Source organism: Paenibacillus sp. JJ-223 (genome assembly GCF_927798175.1).
GTDB lineage: Bacteria > Bacillota > Bacilli > Paenibacillales > Paenibacillaceae > Paenibacillus > Paenibacillus hubeiensis.
Genome location: NZ_CAKMMP010000001.1, coordinates 503,432 through 520,863 on the forward strand (window position 1 = coordinate 503,432; position 17,432 = coordinate 520,863).

At 47.1% G+C, this 17,432-nt stretch carries 13 protein-coding genes; 8 read left to right on the forward strand and 5 right to left on the reverse strand.

The genetic code is table 11. The features are described from left to right. The first annotated feature begins 215 nt into the window (after positions 1 to 215). The 5 genes from L6H98_RS02120 to L6H98_RS02140 all read left to right on the forward strand — a co-directional run bounded on the left by L6H98_RS02120 (position 216) and on the right by L6H98_RS02140 (position 4,119). The gene (locus L6H98_RS02120; protein ID WP_236412520.1) at positions 216 to 1,241 is read left to right on the forward strand and encodes a hypothetical protein; all 1,026 of its coding nucleotides are present in this window, start codon (positions 216 to 218) and stop codon (positions 1,239 to 1,241) included. Between the two features lie 148 nt (positions 1,242 to 1,389). After that, on the forward strand, positions 1,390 to 2,127 hold the full coding sequence (locus tag L6H98_RS02125) for an MBL fold metallo-hydrolase (RefSeq protein ID WP_236412521.1): 738 nt from the start codon (positions 1,390 to 1,392) through the stop codon (positions 2,125 to 2,127). A 217-nt stretch (positions 2,128 to 2,344) separates the two neighbouring features. Then, the gene (locus L6H98_RS02130; RefSeq protein ID WP_236412522.1) at positions 2,345 to 2,608 is read left to right on the forward strand and encodes a hypothetical protein; all 264 of its coding nucleotides are present in this window, start codon (positions 2,345 to 2,347) and stop codon (positions 2,606 to 2,608) included. Between the two features lie 241 nt (positions 2,609 to 2,849). Further along, positions 2,850 to 3,407, forward strand: a complete 558-nt coding sequence (locus tag L6H98_RS02135) for a PadR family transcriptional regulator (protein ID WP_236412523.1) — start codon at positions 2,850 to 2,852, stop codon at positions 3,405 to 3,407. Next, entirely contained in the window at positions 3,400 to 4,119 is a 720-nt protein-coding gene (locus L6H98_RS02140; protein WP_236412524.1) for a CPBP family intramembrane glutamic endopeptidase, read from the forward strand. The genes L6H98_RS02135 and L6H98_RS02140 overlap by 8 nt, the downstream gene beginning before the upstream one ends. Positions 4,120 to 4,300: 181 nt before the next feature. Here L6H98_RS02140 and L6H98_RS02145 read toward each other — a convergent pair whose 3' ends face one another. From L6H98_RS02145 to L6H98_RS02160, 4 genes are all read right to left on the reverse strand, one after another. Then, positions 4,301 to 5,182 carry a carbohydrate ABC transporter permease gene (locus L6H98_RS02145; protein WP_236412525.1) on the reverse strand — a complete coding sequence of 294 codons (882 nt, stop codon included), beginning with the start codon at positions 5,180 to 5,182 and terminating at the stop codon, positions 4,301 to 4,303. 15 nt (positions 5,183 to 5,197) lie between these two features. Next, on the reverse strand, positions 5,198 to 6,118 hold the full coding sequence (locus L6H98_RS02150) for an ABC transporter permease subunit (protein ID WP_236412950.1): 921 nt from the start codon (positions 6,116 to 6,118) through the stop codon (positions 5,198 to 5,200). Positions 6,119 to 6,229: 111 nt separating this feature from the next. Further along, positions 6,230 to 7,636 (reverse strand): extracellular solute-binding protein, encoded by a 1,407-nt coding sequence (locus L6H98_RS02155; protein WP_236412526.1) that lies wholly within the window; start codon positions 7,634 to 7,636, stop codon positions 6,230 to 6,232. A 289-nt stretch (positions 7,637 to 7,925) separates the two neighbouring features. Beyond that, positions 7,926 to 9,662, reverse strand: a complete 1,737-nt coding sequence (locus L6H98_RS02160; protein WP_236412527.1) for a glycoside hydrolase family 2 TIM barrel-domain containing protein — start codon at positions 9,660 to 9,662, stop codon at positions 7,926 to 7,928. Between the two features lie 151 nt (positions 9,663 to 9,813). Between L6H98_RS02160 and L6H98_RS02165 the strand changes: the two genes are divergently transcribed. Then, positions 9,814 to 10,650, forward strand: coding sequence for an AraC family transcriptional regulator (locus L6H98_RS02165; RefSeq protein WP_236412528.1), 837 nt, complete (start codon positions 9,814 to 9,816; stop codon positions 10,648 to 10,650). A gap of 114 nt (positions 10,651 to 10,764) precedes the next feature. Then, positions 10,765 to 12,768, forward strand: a complete 2,004-nt coding sequence (locus L6H98_RS02170; RefSeq protein WP_236412529.1) for a glycoside hydrolase family 2 TIM barrel-domain containing protein — start codon at positions 10,765 to 10,767, stop codon at positions 12,766 to 12,768. Positions 12,769 to 12,798: 30 nt separating this feature from the next. Here L6H98_RS02170 and L6H98_RS02175 read toward each other — a convergent pair whose 3' ends face one another. Further along, positions 12,799 to 13,692, reverse strand: coding sequence for an AraC family transcriptional regulator (locus L6H98_RS02175; RefSeq protein WP_356722648.1), 894 nt, complete (start codon positions 13,690 to 13,692; stop codon positions 12,799 to 12,801). Between the two features lie 178 nt (positions 13,693 to 13,870). Here L6H98_RS02175 and L6H98_RS02180 point away from each other — a divergent pair, with 178 nt between their 5' ends. After that, positions 13,871 to 17,224, forward strand: a complete 3,354-nt coding sequence (locus tag L6H98_RS02180; RefSeq protein ID WP_236412531.1) for a DUF5107 domain-containing protein — start codon at positions 13,871 to 13,873, stop codon at positions 17,222 to 17,224. The last annotated feature ends 208 nt before the right edge of the window (positions 17,225 to 17,432 follow it).

Consider the following 17,432-nt stretch of genomic DNA (forward strand, 5'->3'; position numbering starts at 1 on the left):
CAGACCAATTCCTGCTTGTATTCGATGTTCGAGCAATTTCGTAGGTTAGGGGTAAATTCCCTGAACGTTGGATTTTTGAAGCAATGGGCAGGCATAGAAACATACATCCCTGGCATTTATGCCAAAGGGCTCTTTTAGTCATTACCGGTCGTCATTTATACTAGAGGTAGTTTAACCCATACATAGAAACGATATCAACGGAGAGGAGAGGCGCTGTGCCTATCTACTACTACATCGCAGCCATTTTATTGGTTATTGGGGTATATTTGATTCGGCGTAAGATCAGAATTTTCCGTCCGGCGGGAAGCCGCAGAAGGCATGCAAAAGTGACGTACAGGCGCAAAAAGTTACCTTTGAATCTTGGACTTCGCGAAGAGGTCTCCTATAAGCAAACCGTTCTTCAATTGGAAAAGAGTTTCAATAAACATTTTTCCAACAAACTGAAGATCCGTATGGGACAGGAATATCCTCATATGACAACGCACGAGTATCGATGGAAGCTGCTGGAGCTGAAGAGATACTTCATTATGGCTTCTTTACTTAAGCAGGTGCCCATGTTCAGCGAGGAGGTAGACGAATTTTGGCATGAAATGCTGATGTTTACGAGATCCTACGCTGACTTTTGCGCAGAGTTTATGGGTTCCACTGTACATCATGAGCCGGCTGTTACCCGCCGCGAAACGCCAGGAGCACGAGCCTGGTTTGACTGGGTGTACTGTCAATTATTCGCGTTTACTCCCTATAGTTCCGTGATCTGGGGCGATTTCTTCAGGTATCCGTTATCCGGTGATGTGCAAAAGTTGATCGCGCAGGGAGACCCGTCCGAACTGGTGAATCAACTCTTCCATGCCAGGCGCATGCAGGAGAGTCCTGAAGCTGCGCAGGTTATTACCTACTTGATTGAAAAACTGCAAAGATCGGCAAGTCTAAGCGCAAATGAACTCTCCCTTGAATCTCCGGGTACGGGGGATGTGGCTCTTCTCATGGCGAGTGCCATGGTGTACCATTCCATACATCATGAAGCGACATACGGGGTGCGCATGGGTCGCCTGGAGCAGGAAATCCTCCCGCAGGAAAAGACTGCCTCCGGGTCTTCGTCAAACAGCAGTTGCACGAGCAGTGCCAGCTGTTATGCAGATCATTGCACAGACAGCAGTGGTTCATCCGGAGGTTCCGGATCATCCTCAGATTCTTCTTGCAGCTCATCCAGCTGCTCATCCTGCGGCGGTGGCGGAGATTAATGAAGAAGGGCACCGTATGACGGGGAAATTTCATTTGGAGCGTGATGACGCAGGGGCTATGGGGGCTTTCGGCGCTTCGTATCGCAGGAGAAGGTCATGTGTTAATAATATGCAATAATTATTGTTGTTTTAGTTAGGAGGTATGTTGATGAGTACTTATCATCTACTTGATATTGAGTTTGAATATAACGGACAAAAACAGGTCATTACCCCAATCCTTCTTCAAGATGAGTTTGACACGATTCTTATCGACTGCGGTTATCCCGATTTCATGCCTCTTATTGAAAAAGCGGCTAACCGGTATAACGTTACTCTCGATTCAATGACTAAACTGATCGTGACGCATCACGATATGGATCATATGGGGTCAGTCGCTGCTTTGAAGAGGGCGCATCCACACATCGAAATCGTTGCTTACGAGCTAGAAGCGCCTTACATTGAAGGAACGAAAAAATCATTGCGGCTTGAACAGGCAGAATCAACGTTTGACGCATTGACCGATGAAGCAAAGCCATATGCGGAGCAATTTATTCGCCTCTTGAAGTCGATCGAGCCGGTTGCCGTTGACCGGACGGTAGCCGATGAGGATTGGCTGCCTTGGTGCGGCGGGATTAAGATCATCCACACGCCAGGTCATATGCCCGGGCACATCTCATTATATTTGCCAGCCAGCAAAACACTGATCGCTGCAGACGCCGTCGTCATCGAGGAAGGCGAGCTCGCCATTGCTAATCCCCAGTATACAATGGATCTGGATGAGGCCGTACGATCGGTACAGCGATTGCTTGACTACGATATCGAGCAGCTGATTTGTTATCATGGAGGTTTATTTCATGGTGATGTTCGACAAGCGATCCAACAATTAATCCATAAATATAAATCTTGAGTCATTCTGAGAACTTGAACCGGTTGCCGATTAAATGGATATCTAAACGTTATGCAGCCACCTTCAGGCCATGCACCAATCTGCTACCATATGTTAAAATTAGGTTGAATAAAAACCGAGGTGATTTCATGTTCAATCCGAAGATCTTCTTCTATTAGTTGTGTCTAAGGTCATGGCTTCAAAAGCCAAAATCTAACCCGGCACAACGGGGATGAAGATGTTTACGCGTGAAGAGATTCAATCCTGGGAAGATGAGAAGCAGCATAGTCTGGGGATCAACAGGAAGCCCATTGATCCAAGGAGAGAGAAGCTTAAAGATTTCCGTAAAGGAATCAAGAGCGTTCATTACAACAAAGAGTGTAAAGCAGCACGAAAAGATGATTATCGCCTTTATAGAACAAAAATGAAACGACTGATGCGTAGTGAAGAATACGAACTCCTTCACAATTATAAACGAACAAGCGGTTGGATTACTTGGTAAATATTAAATAAAAAAGGTAGCCCTTGAATGAACTACTCCATTGTTAACTGATTAGCAGTGTGGGAAGTCCGTTCGGGGCTGCTTTTTTTGTTGAAGTAACGGCAATTCAAGTTGTGGAGCTTCCAATGCTAAAAACGGCTTGAGCTTATTTTTTCTCTAAATGGATTGCCATCCTTAGCCTTATGGAGTATTATGCTAATTGGATATATCTCAAAGATATATTGTGAAGGAGGAGGGACGTATGAAAAGAATCAATACCACCCATTTTGCCATTCTCGGCTTACTTCGCATTAAACCCATGAGTGCCTACGAACTTGTAAAGTTTTCGAAGGAAAGCATCGGCCTTTTCTGGAACGAATCCTACGGACATATTCATAAGAGCATCAAACAACTGGAGCAAGAGGGTTATGTGTCCGTTGTGGAAGAAGCTGAGACGGGGAGGCGTAAAATCGTCTATGGTGTTACGCGACAAGGATGTGAACAGCTTGATTCATGGTTAGCCCTCCCGCCGGAGGAATCTGTGATCAGGAACGAATTGCTTATGAAGCTCTTTGTCTCCGATGAACGGCATATCCCCAAATTAATCGCTTTTCTCCAGGAAGAATTAGAAGAGAGCGAGCGGTTAACTGCGATGCTTGCAGGAATTAAAGCGAGTGTTCCTGACAGGGAAAGCAAACAGGCCCAGCTCTGGTTGTTGACCCTCGACTACGGTGAGCGATATCTGCGAATGACCATCGAATGGTGCCAACATGCGTTGGAATCGTTAAACCGTCCAGACAGGGGGCAAGAGAATGAATAAAAAACGGTTCAATATGGTTCCCATCCTGTTCATTTCGATCGTGGTTGCTGCTTGTGCCCCTCTCCTGGTATGGTTCAAAAGCAGTCCGCCCCTCCTATTAAAAATATTCGAAAGTGCTGGATACAATCTAGAGATGAGTTATCAAGTCACGGTGTTGTTATTGGCTGTTATTGTGATCGGCATCGTCTATGGAATCGCGGGGAAAGAGGGACTTGCGTATTTAAACCTTAAAAGGCGGGATGGAATAATCCGGCCAGAACCGTGGATTGGCGTTAAGCCAAAAGAGACGGAGACGTGGAAAAAGTTAGGTGTAAACTTCGCAATCGTGATTACGTTGGTAACGTCTGTCGTCATCTACTTCCAAGTGGTTCATGGAGGGAGCGTAAGTCTGGAGCTATATCCCGGGGTTATACTCATCCTTCTATTTGCGCTTATGAATGCTTTTTCAGAAGAAATCATCTTTCGGTTTTCGTTTGTTGCCGTTGTTAGCAGCTATGGATTTTCTCCGTATGTAGCGCAAGGATTAGCCGCATCGATCTTTGGTGTCGTTCATTATTTTGGAAATCCAGGCGGGATACCAGGCGTATTGATGGCTGCTTTTATCGGATGGTTTTTGGCCAAATCGATGTTAGAAACAAAAGGATTTTTCTGGGCGCTAACGATCCATTTCTTGCAGGATGTCGTGATTTTCAGTGCTTTATTTATGAAATAGCTGCCCAGGGTCCCTATATAAGTTGACCCGATGATTTTTACACGGAGTCACTACGTGGTCAGAACCATCTTCCGATCACTGTTATCCCCAGATTGTTTTGAATTTAGATATATCACACTTATGGAAAAAATGGTCTCAAGGTTTTGCAGCAAATGTGTGCAACCTTGAAACCATCTGTCCATTATTCTTTGAGCGCACCGATCATAACGCCGTGCACAAAATATTTTTGCAGAAACGGATACAGGATCAGGATCGGCAGTGTAGACACAATGATCGTCGCGTATTTTATCGTTATCCCGATATCCAGACGATCGCCGGCTGCTGCTCCTGTCATCATGCTGTCTGTACTGTTGGAAATCAGAATCTCCCTGAGCACCAGCTGAAGAGGGAACCATTCCCGGTCCCGTAAATAAATCAATGCATTGAAATACGAATTCCAATGGCCTACGGCGTACCATAAAATCATGACGGCAATGACGGGCATGGACAGGGGAATAATAATTCTTGTCATAATAACCCAGTCATTCGCTCCGTCGATGCGCGCGGATTCCTCCAAACTTGCCGGGATGCCTTGAAATGCGGTTCGCATAATAATCAAATTGAACGAATTGATGGCCCCTGGCAAGAGAAGTGCCCAAGGTGTATTCAACATCCCGAGATGATTGATCAGCAGGTAAGAAGGAATAAGTCCCCCACTGAACACCATAGTAATCACGATGATGAGCATGATGTGGTTTTTGAAATAAACGTTGCGACGGGAGAGGGCATAGGCACCGAGCGTTGTCATCACCAAATTGATGGCTGTACCTGCTGTGACATAGAAGAGCGTATTCCGGTACCCGGTTGTAACCATGGGATTTTCCAGTACCGCTTTGTAGGCAGCGAAACTAAATCCTTGCGGGTAGAACAGCATGCCGCGAAACTGGGCCATTTCTGCAGGATTGCTTAGAGATGCAAACAGGATATAAATAAACGGATAGAGCGTAACGAAGCAGAGTAAAAGCATAAAGCAAATATTAAACCATGAAAATACCGTTTCACCCAGAGAACGTTTATATGTCATTTTTCACGATCCCCTTTACCACAGTCTATGTTCGCTTACTCGCTTGCTGATCGTATTCGCGAGTATGAGCAAAATGAAGCTGATGACCGAATTGAATAAACCTACTGCAGCGGAATATCCGAAATCGGCTCCAAGAATACCTTTTCTGTAAACATAGGTTGAAATGACATCAGCCGTTTCGTAAGTAAGCGGGTTGTATAACAGAATGATTTTTTCGCTTCCCACGGAAAGCATGGATCCTATATTAAGGATAAACAAGATGACTATGGTAGGCATAATGCCTGGAATCGTGATATGCAAGGTTTGCTTCCAACGTCCTGCACCATCAATACGAGCCGCATCGTACAGCGTAGGATCAATGGAGGACATGGCGGCGAGATAGATAATGGAACCCCAGCCGATTCCTTGCCAGATCCCGGAGGATACATAGATCGAGCGAAACCATCCCGGCTCCTGCAGGAATGCGATGGGCTCGTATCCAAAAAAGCCGAGCATGTTATTCACCAGGCCATCACGGGCAGCAAAGTCAACAAGCATGCCGGCTACGACCACGATTGAAATAAAGTGGGGAAGATAACTAATCGTCTGTACGACTCGTTTGAAAATGACAAGACGTATCTCATTCAGCAATAGAGCAAGGATGATCGGGGCAGGAAATGCAAACAACAATTCATAAATACTGATCATTAAGGTATTGCGAAGAAGACGCCAAAAGTAAGGGTTTTCAAAAAAGTTCTGAAAATGGGTAAAACCGACCCAAGGACTTTCCCATACGCCATCTGCGATCCCGTAATCCTTAAAAGCAATGAGCAAGCCGTACATAGGACCATAATGGAAGATGGCGTAATAAACAATAACGGGAACAAGCATCAAATAAATGTAGCGATTACGAACCAAGTCCCTCATGATGATCCTTTTTTTGCTTTCCGCGGGCATTCTGGCTGCTGCTTGTACAGCGTTTCTGTCTAAATCAGGCACAAATTCTCCCTCCCGGATGTCCGGAATATGACATGCATCCTCGTCATATTCCGGAATGGTAAGCTTTGCTTATCGGTTGTTGTATCTTTCCAAAGCTGCCTGTTGGATTTGGATCGCTTCCTCGATGCCTAACCCTTTCAGCATTTCTACATAATTATCGAAATGATCAAGCGGTTCCGTACCCATAATAAATTTCAGAATCATTTCGTCTTTAAATGTATTGACGTCGGTCATGATCGAGGAGTATCGGCTGCTATCTTCTACAGAGATACTAACGGGAGGCATTCTTTTTTCCTGTGTAGTGTTTGACCACAACGTCATGGCCTCTTTTTGTTCCGGCTTGGTCGTATACTGCTGCGTGTGACGTACATCCTGCACAAAAGGACCGGAGGTAGCGCCCATAATATGCTTCCTGAAGGCTTGGGAAATCGGCAGTCCGTCAGGATTATTCAAAATCGCATCCGTATACCGGGGTTGGCCGTCAACGAGCGTGTATGTTTCGCCTTCTTTGCCGAAGTTCATAATGAGTTTTCCTTCTTCACTGTATAAATAATCCAGAAATTTCACGGTACCAACAACGTTTTGGTTGCTTCCGGTTATGGCTGCGAAGATGCCGGTAACGGGATTATCCATATGTCCGAAGACCGGCTTTTCGCCAGGATTTAATGTCGGATAGGGGGTTCCGACCAATTTGAAATCCGGTTGGCTTTGCGCCATCAAGTCCATGTATTTTCCAATGCCGCCATTGAGAAACAGGACCGCCGCCCCCACCTGATTGCCTGTTATTTTGGCATCGGTCATTTTGGCATCCGTCGTCGCAAAGTCCTTGTCGAGCAGACCTTCGTTATACCATTGGTTCATTGTGGCGAGGTATTCCTTGAAGCCGGGTTCAATCGGCCCGTATTTGACAGTATCCTTCTCCCGGTAGAAATCGTTAGGTGTCCCGAAGGCACCCGCAAAAGTTAATTCTCCTGCCGAAATTAGAATCGGAATTTCATCCGCTTCACCATTACCGTTCGGGTCCCGTTCTTTAAACGCTTTCAAAACGGTGTGCCATTCATCGATTGTCGTGGGTACCGACAAATTTAATTGGTCCAGCCAGTCTTTGCGTATTGCAGGTCCCAGGAACACTTGTTGGGTGACATCCTCACGAATGAACGGGAAGCCAATGAGATCCCCATGATCTGTGGAAGCCATTTTTCTCCATTCCGGATGATCCTCCAGCAGTTTTTTCAGGTTGGGGGCATGATCCAAGTAATCATTCAATGGGATGAGTTTTTTATCTCGGATTGCTTTCTGTGCTCCACCTGGGTATGCGTTCCATCCATAATCTACAACATCAGGCAGCTTATTCGATGCTACCATTAAGTTGAATTGTTCTCCGAGTTGGCCTTGTGCCGGGTGCTGAAATTCGATTTTCACACCGGTTTTGGCTTCAATTTCCTTCCAGGCAGTTACTTCTCCATAACTTTTCATAATGGCAGCAGCATCCGGAAACAAATCCACCCAATACGTTAATTGGGTTAGCGGTTGATTCTGCTACTCCTGACGAGTCTGTTGGCTCAGCTCCTCCTCCGCTGCACGCAGCCAGCGTAGTCGTAAACAGTCCCAAGATCATTAAAACAACGGCATGCCTGCTCATCTTTCGCGTGTACATGAACATGAACAAATCGTCCTCCTCATTCTCCATCATGGTATTCATCAATTTGGAATGACGTTTTTTGATCTGGAGGGGCCATCCCTTCCAGGGATAGCCCTTTGCTTATCATCTCAATGTGGAGCCCCAGTCGTATGGATCGTTATGGTCGGTATAAATGCCCTTGACTACGCGATAGGCCAGCTTTGGTTTGCGATATTCGTTGACCAGTCCTTTGTTGTTGAAGGAACGTGCCCGATCTCTGAAGTGGAGAAAATGACTCTGAAGCTGAGCCCTTGTATCTGCAAATTGCCACACATAAGTTCCGCTAATCTTCGGATCGGCCCGAAAGAGCTTCAGCGACTTTCCGAGTAGATCCGCCTGGTAGTCCTCGCTGAATAGGCGGGGTTCCCAGCCGGAATCGCCGTATACGCCTGCTCCGCCAAACTCGGTCATCAGCACAGGGGTTTGCTCTGCTCCATATTCCTTGCAGCGCTCGTGAAAGATTTCGAGCATCTCTTCGAACTCGACATGTCCGAAATACCATCCGCCATAATAGTTGATTCCGATAACGTCGAATAGTCCGAGGCAGATGTCTGTCATAGGGTGCATCGTGGCATAAGCCACCAGCCTTGACGGATCCTTGCTCCTAACAAGCTCTGTCATCTTGATGGACAATTCATAAGCCTCTTTGGAACGTGTATCAATTTCATTATGGACAGACCAGAACAGGATCGAGGGATGGTGAAGATCTCGCTCGATCATCTCACCCATCATGGTCATCGCACGTTTTACGAAGAGCGGGTCGTCCGTATGTTCCGCCGGGAACGCTGCGCCCCAAATCGGAATCTCGCTCCAGAAGAGCACGCCTCGCTCATCCAGCAGATCGAGCCAATATTCACTTTGGGGGTAATGTGACCCGCGTACAGTGTTGCATCCCATCTGCAGGATGATATCGAGCTCTTTGGTCATCAATTTGTTGGGAAATGCGAAGCCCCATTCGGGGTGCTCTTCGTGGCGGTTAACTCCCTGCAAATAAAGCTCCCTGCCGTTGAGCCAAATCTTCTTGTTCCGGGCCTCCACGGTACGAAACCCGATGCGGTCTGTAAGGTCGTCATGGCCGGCTACGACTCTGATCATGTAAAGGGCTGGATTTTCCGGTTCCCATCGCTTGAGGTCTGACCAGGCTTGTTCCACAACGAGTTCCATGCTACCCTTAGCTGGGAGGTAAGCGTTATCATTTCGAAATATCTCATCATTCCTATAGAAGGATACGGGCACTTCGACTGGAGTATCCGACATGGAGCGGAGCGTGAGCCGGATTTGGACGTCAGTGCTGGAATCTTCTTTCATGTCATAGGTAATGCGCATCCCCTCGATCCAAACATCAGGTAAACGCTGAACCTCAACGGGTCGAATGATTCCGCCGTAATGAAACCAGTCCACGATATGGTATGGCAACGTGTTCGTCCCCAGCGTACTGTCTGTGCGGACGACGAGTTCGTGGACTCCGGCAGTCACGCTAGGAATCGTAAAGTCAAAAGGAGTAAATCCACCATAATGGTATCCCAGATGCTGTCCATCCCAGTACACATCGGCATGTCCCATCACCGCGTGGAACAGTAGACGCAGATGGCTGATATCATCAAGGGTTACCCACGTGCGGTACCATGCTACTCCTTCGTAGTCGAATTTGCCAAGCTCGTTATTCCAACAGGCTGGCACGGGGATGCGATCGTGGGTGGAAGGGAAGTTCCTGTGCCACTCTTCCGATAATCCAATGTCATCCTTGTCAAAAACGAAATCCCATAATCCATCAAGCAGTTGGCATTCTCTACGTCGATGCTGCTGAAACGTGCGGATCAATTTCATCATCTCCAATTCATTTTTCCAGTAGAACATCTGTAATCGATGGTCTGTATGTTCGGAGTTTAGCATTCGTAGCAATGAAGCGACAATGGTAAAAACAATCTTAATCATTTGTCAAAAATGATACAAATAAAGAAGGGAAGTATCTATGGAGTATGCTTTGGGAAATATGGTGGTGCATCTGCACTGGGTCATCGCCAAGCCGGCGCTGCCAGGCTGGGAAGATATTCGGCAGACCGTATCCGGGCACACCTTTTATTATATTTACAGCGGCAAGGGAATTTTTCGTTGCGAGGAGAGGGACGTGGAAGTGGAGGGGGGCACATTGGTCTACCTTTGGCCCGGGCTGCCTCTTTATATGAAGTCTTCCGAGGCGCATCCACTCCGAATGACGATGCTGCTCTTCGATTGCGCTTCGTTAAGGAAAAATGAGAATGAATGGATTGGGCCGGAGCCGATCGAGCGGCTGCGACTGCCCTTTCTTTTGCCTTTACAGAGTGAGCGTACGGGGAAGATCGGGGAACTGTTCCGGGAAGCGGAAAGGGAATGGGTACCTGGGGATCTTGTGCGGGAAGCAAGAGTGAAATCGGTCTGGTATCGCTTGGTGCAAGAGGTACACGAGGCGGCGGAAGCAGGGGGAAGACACAGCGGTGAGGAAGGAATAACAGCGGCTCTTCGCAGGTTCAAAGAGAAACTGGATACGGAATTTGCCACCGAGTTTCGCATCACCGAATTGGCGGAGCAGACGGGTTTCTCTCCTGTTTACTTACGCAGAACCTTCGCAGACAGGTACGGGTGCAGTCCCAAGCAGTACCTGGATCAGCTTCGCAATGAGCATGCCGTTCGCCGACTCCGGTACACAGGTGATTCCGTCACGGACATAGCGAGAGCATGTGGGTACTCTGACGTCTACCAGTTCAGCAAAACGTTCAAGAAGCGCAACGGCTTCTCTCCGACCGAATACCGCAGAATGCAGGGAGAGTGATACTCGCCTGAGAAAAGTCCAGCATATTGTCCATGCAATCAGAAGATGCTCAATGGCTTTGAGCGTTCTGCTTCCCTATAATAAAGCACAAATGTGAGAAAGAGGGGAAATCGCATGCACGGCAGATTAAATATTCCGTTGGAAGAATCCTGGACATTTCAGGCAGATCCAAAGAACGAAGGGTTGAAACTGAAATGGCATGAACATGGCCCTTCCATGGGTGAGAACATTCAAATCCCACACACATGGAATGTGCAAAAGGGTTTGCAGGAGTTTCGTGGCACAGGCTGGTACAGCCGCACTTTTTTTGCACCTCCTGAATGGGAAGGCAGATTGCTTCGTCTGCAGTTTGATGCGGTGTATCGTGATGCCGTTGTATGGATCAATGGACAGAAGGTAGGAGAACATGCCGATTCAGGTTACACCGCGTTTGTTTTAGACATCTCAAGCGCCATCATCTTTGGAGAAAACAACAGGATTGTGGTATCGGCAAATAATGAGAACAGTCAGACAGCCCTACCCGTAGGGAATAGCTTTGATTGGGCGGACGATGGCGGAATTATACGCGGCGTATCGCTTATCGTTAGCGGTCGCGCAGCGATCGATTATGCCAAAATCCAGGCCGTTCCTGTCTTTAACGAAGAAGGAGACAGGCGTTGCTCTCCGTACGGTTTATTATCAGGCGAGATTCATTTGTGGGAGAGTGGGGAGGCGAACAGCACCTCTCTAAGGCTTGTCGTGACCGCAGCGAGTGAAGATGGCGCACAAATTTCAGAGCAATGGGAGATCCTTAGCAACGAAGGCTTTCTACGCTTTAAAGATATCAAGGTGGAAAGCCCAAAATTGTGGCATTTCGACCATCCTCATTTGTACAAGGTGGATCTTGCTTTATACTCGGGGGATATACTCTCGGATGAGGTATCGATTGAGATTGGTTTCAGAGAGATTCGTTCAGAAGGAAGTACACTGCTGCTTAACCGAGAGCCGGTGCGTCTTATGGGGGTCGAATGGATGCCTGGATCACATCCGGACCGAGGGATGGCTGAAACGTCGAGCCAACTTGAAGAGATGCTCCGACATATTAAAGAAGCCAATTGCGTCATCACCCGTTTTCATTGGCAGCAAGATCGCAAGCTGCTGGAATGGTGTGATCGAAACGGTTTATTAGTACAGGAGGAGATTCCCCACTGGCAAACGCCGCATGATCCTGACGACGAATGGCTCCAGACCTCCATGCAGCATGCCCGGGAAATGATTCATCGACACTACAACCATCCATGTATCTATGCTTGGGGGCTAGGCAACGAGGTAAACGGGCAATCTGCGGTCACGGTCCGTTATTTTGAACAATTAAAAACGCTTGTTCGCGAACTGGATGACACCCGATTTATTAACTACGTTTCCAATACGGTGCATGAAAATCCCTCCCAGGATGCGACGGGTGTAGGCGATGTTATCATGTGGAATGATTACATTGGAACGTGGCACGGCGATTTGGACAGACCCGCGGTGATTCGAACCATTACAGAGCCTCATAAAGATAAACCTGTGATCGTTGCCGAGTATGGACTATGTGAACCTGCTTACGAGGGTGGAGACGAACGACGAAAGCAAATCCTGACGGACAACACGACGGAATACCGGAAACACCCTGGGATTGCTGCCCTTATCTATTTCAGTCTGAACGATTATCGGACACAGATGGGCGAAGCAGGGGAAGGCATGCTGCGTCAACGTGTACACGGTTCCATGACTTTGGATGGCACGCCCAAGCCTTCATATGAAGCCCTGCGTCAATTGGCTTCCCCGATTCGCGTTGCCGTAAATCTGGAAAATGGCGCGGGTAAGGTGGCAGTAACTATAGAAACTTTGGATGACATTCCATCCTATAGGACATCTGGATATACTTTAAGGCTTATTGATCCACACGGTGATTTTTATGAACAAGAAATTCCCGAGTTGGAACCTGGAGAGCGATGCGTATTACATTTTATGGACATCCCTCAAACCGGATGGGATGAAATTCGTTTACATGTAGAAAGACCTACCGGATTTTCGGTGACGAGCGGTTTATTAACCAGTTATGCCGGTCATTTCACCGATAACTTGGTTCCGTGATACGGTTGTCTTCATTTCTTATATGTTATATCAACCTTTTGGGATGCTCCGATATTCGGTCGGGGAGCATCCCATTATTTTTTTGAATAATCTGGAGAAATAATAGGGGTCCTTCATACCGACAGCTCCGGAAATTTCTTTGACGCTTTTATCGGTTAAGGATAACAATTGTCCAGCACGCTGCATCTTAAGTCTAAGATAGAACTCGATGGGAGGCACGCCGGTTTCCTTGTTGAACAGGTAGATCAGATGTTGTTTGGATAATCCTAAATGACTTGCCAAATCGGGAAGCGAAAGGGACTCCGTCAGCCGCTCCGTCATGTATTGCACGGCCTGTTCCAGATATCGTTCGTTTTTATTGTCTTGAAGCGAATGCATCAAACTAAAGCCGACGTGACTAATGAGGTGCCGGATACACTGTGACACATAGATCTGATTGTTCATGGCGTACGGTTTATCCGACAACAAGGCATAACATTGTTCAACATCTTCAATCCACCGGGAGTGCAAGTTCAATGTAAAAGGGAGAGGTCCGACGTTCAGGGAATAGGCTCGGATCAGAGATTCGGCGTCTGTCCCTGTAAGGTGCATCCAATAAATGGACCACGGGTTTTCATTAGAGGCACCATAGCGATGCGGGGTTTCCGATGGAATAACGACAAGCTGCCGAGGTTGAATTTGAACGGTTCTGTTCGTTTCCACCCAGCCCTCGCCCTTGACGCAGTATATGAGAATATGAGTCGGACAACCTTTTGGCCTCTCTCTGTAATGATATTTTGCTTCTGGAAAAAATCCGATATCGCTTACATGAAAATGACTTGTTAATGCGTCATTCTGTAGTTCCTTGAGCATAAATTCAGGTTGTATAAAAATCTTTTCTTCTTCGAATCCGTCGGACTTCAAATTCAGATCTGCCCCAAGCATACGTATCTCCGCCTTTGTATCAGAATATCCTTCAATAATATCATACACTCCCTTATCCGAAAGGGGAATTCATAAACCTATTGTAAGAATATAATCCATGAACTACCGACTTTCGTCAATTGTATAAAGGGGGTAGAGCCGTTAAATTTAACCTATAAACACAAAGGAGGATTACGCAATGAGCACAAAAGAGCCATCATCGGCTGTTTCGAGTAAGGTTCGGGTTTGGGAGGAACAAGTTGAAATCCCCACGTACGGAACGGGTAAACCGGACAAAAATCCAATGTTTCTGGAGAAGCGTGTGTATCAGGGGAGCTCTGGACGAGTTTACCCGCTTCCGGTCATCGATAAAATACTGGATGAGAAAGAAACAAAGTCATATGGCATGGCCATTCTTGAAAACGAATACGTTCGAGTCGAAATCATGCCTGAGATCGGTGGCCGGATCTATCGTGCATTAGATAAAACGAACAATTATGATTTCGTATACTATAATCGCGTCATCAAACCGGCACTTGTCGGGCTTGCGGGTCCCTGGATTTCAGGGGGCATCGAGTTTAACTGGCCGCAGCATCATCGACCGAACACATTTGGACCTGTGCAGCACACCATAACGGAGAATGAAGACGGCAGCGCGACCGTTTGGGTCAGTGAGATTGATCGAATGTACGGCACAAAAGTAACGACAGGTTTCACCTTGCATCCAGGCAAGGCCTATATCGAAATTACAGCGCAGTTGTACAACCGTACGTCGGAGCCGCAAACGTTTTTGTGGTGGGCCAATCCGGCCGTCGCCGTCAATGATCATACGCAAACGGTATTTCCTCCTGATGTAACGGCAGTATTCGACCATGGAAAACGCGATGTGTCCAGATTCCCGATTGCTACAGGGACCTATTACAAAATGGATTATTCCGAGGGTGTCGACATTTCCAGGTACAAAAACATTCCGGTCCCAACTTCGTATATGGCATACAAATCCGACTATAACTTTGTGGGAGGGTACGACCATAGCGTGCAAGCAGGTCTGCTGCATGTAGCCAATCATCATGTCTCCCCGGGCAAAAAGCAGTGGACTTGGGGCAACGGGGAATTCGGTCAAGCCTGGGACCGAAGCCTGACGGATGAAGACGGACCTTACATCGAGTTGATGACCGGCGTATTCACGGACAACCAGCCTGACTTTACATGGCTCCAGCCGTACGAAGAAAAGTCGTTCACCCAGTATTTCATGCCGTACAAAAACATCGGCGTCGTCAAAAACGCCTCCATTGATGCGGCAGTGAATTTGGAGGTAGATGAAACGCTCCGCGTTGCGACGGTAATGGCCTATGCTACATCCGTCTTTGAAGGAGCGACCATCGAACTAAAGGGTCGTAAGCGTACGTATGTAGATGATCGAGTCACACTTTCTCCAGAATCCACTTACAAAACCGTCGTTACGTTGGACGAGGGGGATCAACCGCATGATTTGCTCCTAACCGTACGGAATGCCGAACAGAGTTTGCTCATCAGCTACAAGCCGGCGAAACCTTCCATCGAACAAATCCCGGATGCTGCCAAGCCGCTTCCTCTCCCGGAAGAATTGAGGAGCACAGAACAGTTGTATCTTGCCGGCCTTCATTTGGAGCAGTACCGGCATGCCACGTTCGAACCGGAAGCCTATTACGAAGAGGGATTAAGAAGAGATGCTTCTGACATTCGGCTCAATGTCGCTTATGGCACACTGATGCTTCGAAGAGGGGAATTGAAAAAGGCGGAAACACACTTCCGTACGGCAATCGAATCATTGACCTGGCGGAATCCCAATCCGTATGATAGCGAAGCTTACTACCAACTTGGCCTGGCTCTCCGGCTTCAAGAACGGAATGAAGAGGCATTTAAGGCGTTTTATAAGGCAGTTTGGTCGGCAGCGTACCAGGATAGCGGCTACTATGCATTAAGCCAGATCGCATGCGAAAAGGGAGCGTTCTGGGAAGCGCTGGAGCTGGTAGAACGCGCATTGGTTCGAAATACAAGAAACTACAAATCAAGGCTGCTCAAAACCGCGCTGCTTCGCAAGTTGGACCGTCATGAGGAAGCCATTGCATTTGCGGACGAAACGCTGACGATGGATATTGCCGATTTCGGAGCCAGATATGAGAAATTCATGATTCTCGAAGCCATGGGAAAAAACGAAGAGGCTCAACTGGTGCGTTCGGAGCTCCGCCGATTTATGAGGGATGACGCTCATAATTACTTGAATCTGGCTTCGGATTATACGGGATGTGGTTTGTTCGCGGAAGCAGCCCGTGTGTTGGAAGAGATTTGTTCCATCCAAAATGAAAAGGCTTATCCAATGCTTCATTACACACTTGCATTTGTTTATGACAAAATGGGACAAAGCGAAACAGCGGAACATGAACGCCAGCTTGGGAGCGCAGCTGCACCTGATTACTGTTTCCCGAACAGCTTGTTCGATTTAAGCGTATTGCTTCACACGCTCGATAAAAATCCATCGGATAGCAAAGCGCATTATTACTTGGGCAACCTCTACTATGATAAAAAACGGGCGGAAGATGCCATAAAACATTGGGAGACCTCCGTCCGCCTGGATCAGCAATTCGCCACGGCCCACCGCAATCTTGCGCTGGCTTACTACAATAAACGCAACGATGCCGAGGCTTCATTGCAGTCGCTTAACCGGGCTTTCGAATGTAATCCTAACGATGCCCGAGTATTTTACGAGCTCGATCAGCTGCATAAAAAAACGGGCGTTCCTGCACAAGAACGATTAACGAAGCTTCAGAAGCATATGAACCTTGTAGAACATCGCGACGACCTTTATCTCGAATATGTTACGCTGCTGAATACATTAGGCCAACATCATGAAGCATTGTCGTCATTATTAAGTCGTCGTTTCCATCCTTGGGAAGGCGGAGAGGGAAAAGCGACAGGACAATATACGCTTGCACTAGTTGAGCTCGCCAAGCAAGAGAATAAACGCCAATCTTATCAAGATGCCGTTTCGCTGCTTCAACGAGCACTCCAATATCCGGAGAATCTGGGTGAAGGCAAACTTGAAGGCGCGCAGGAGAACAATATTCATTATGAGTTGGGTATTGCCTACCAGGGACTCGGACAGCAAAAAGAGGCCGTCTATCACTGGACGCTCGCTTCAGAGGGGCTGGAGGAACCGGCTAGTGCGATGTATTATAATGACCAGCCGCCAGAGATGATTTTTTATCAAGGCCTTGCTTGGGATCGACTGAACAATTCAAAAGAAGCAAAACGACGCTTTAACAAGCTGATCGATTTCGCAGAAAAACATTGGTTTGATGATGTTAAAATCGATTACTTCGCCGTATCCTTACCCGATTTTCTGGTATTTGAGGATGATTTGAACAAGCGAAATCAAACGCACTGCTTGTTCATGCTCGGGCTTGGGTTGCTTGGTCTTGGTCATAAAGAAGAAGCGAAGAAACGATTCAATGAAGCGCTGCAGTTGGAACCAAACCACCAGGGAGCGAAAATTCATCTGCAATTATGTTGAGTTAAAATAGGGCCCAGTTTGGCGTGAATCATAAGACCACCGGTATGCTTTTGATACCGGTGGTCTGTTTTTACTACTGAAACGTTGTCTCAAGGCAGCATCCCTTTTGAAGGGTGTGACTTGAATTTACCTTCGTATTATCATGCGTTTACAAAACAAATGTATATTTTTCAAAGTACCTATGCACAAAAATCCAAAAAAAAGTAAA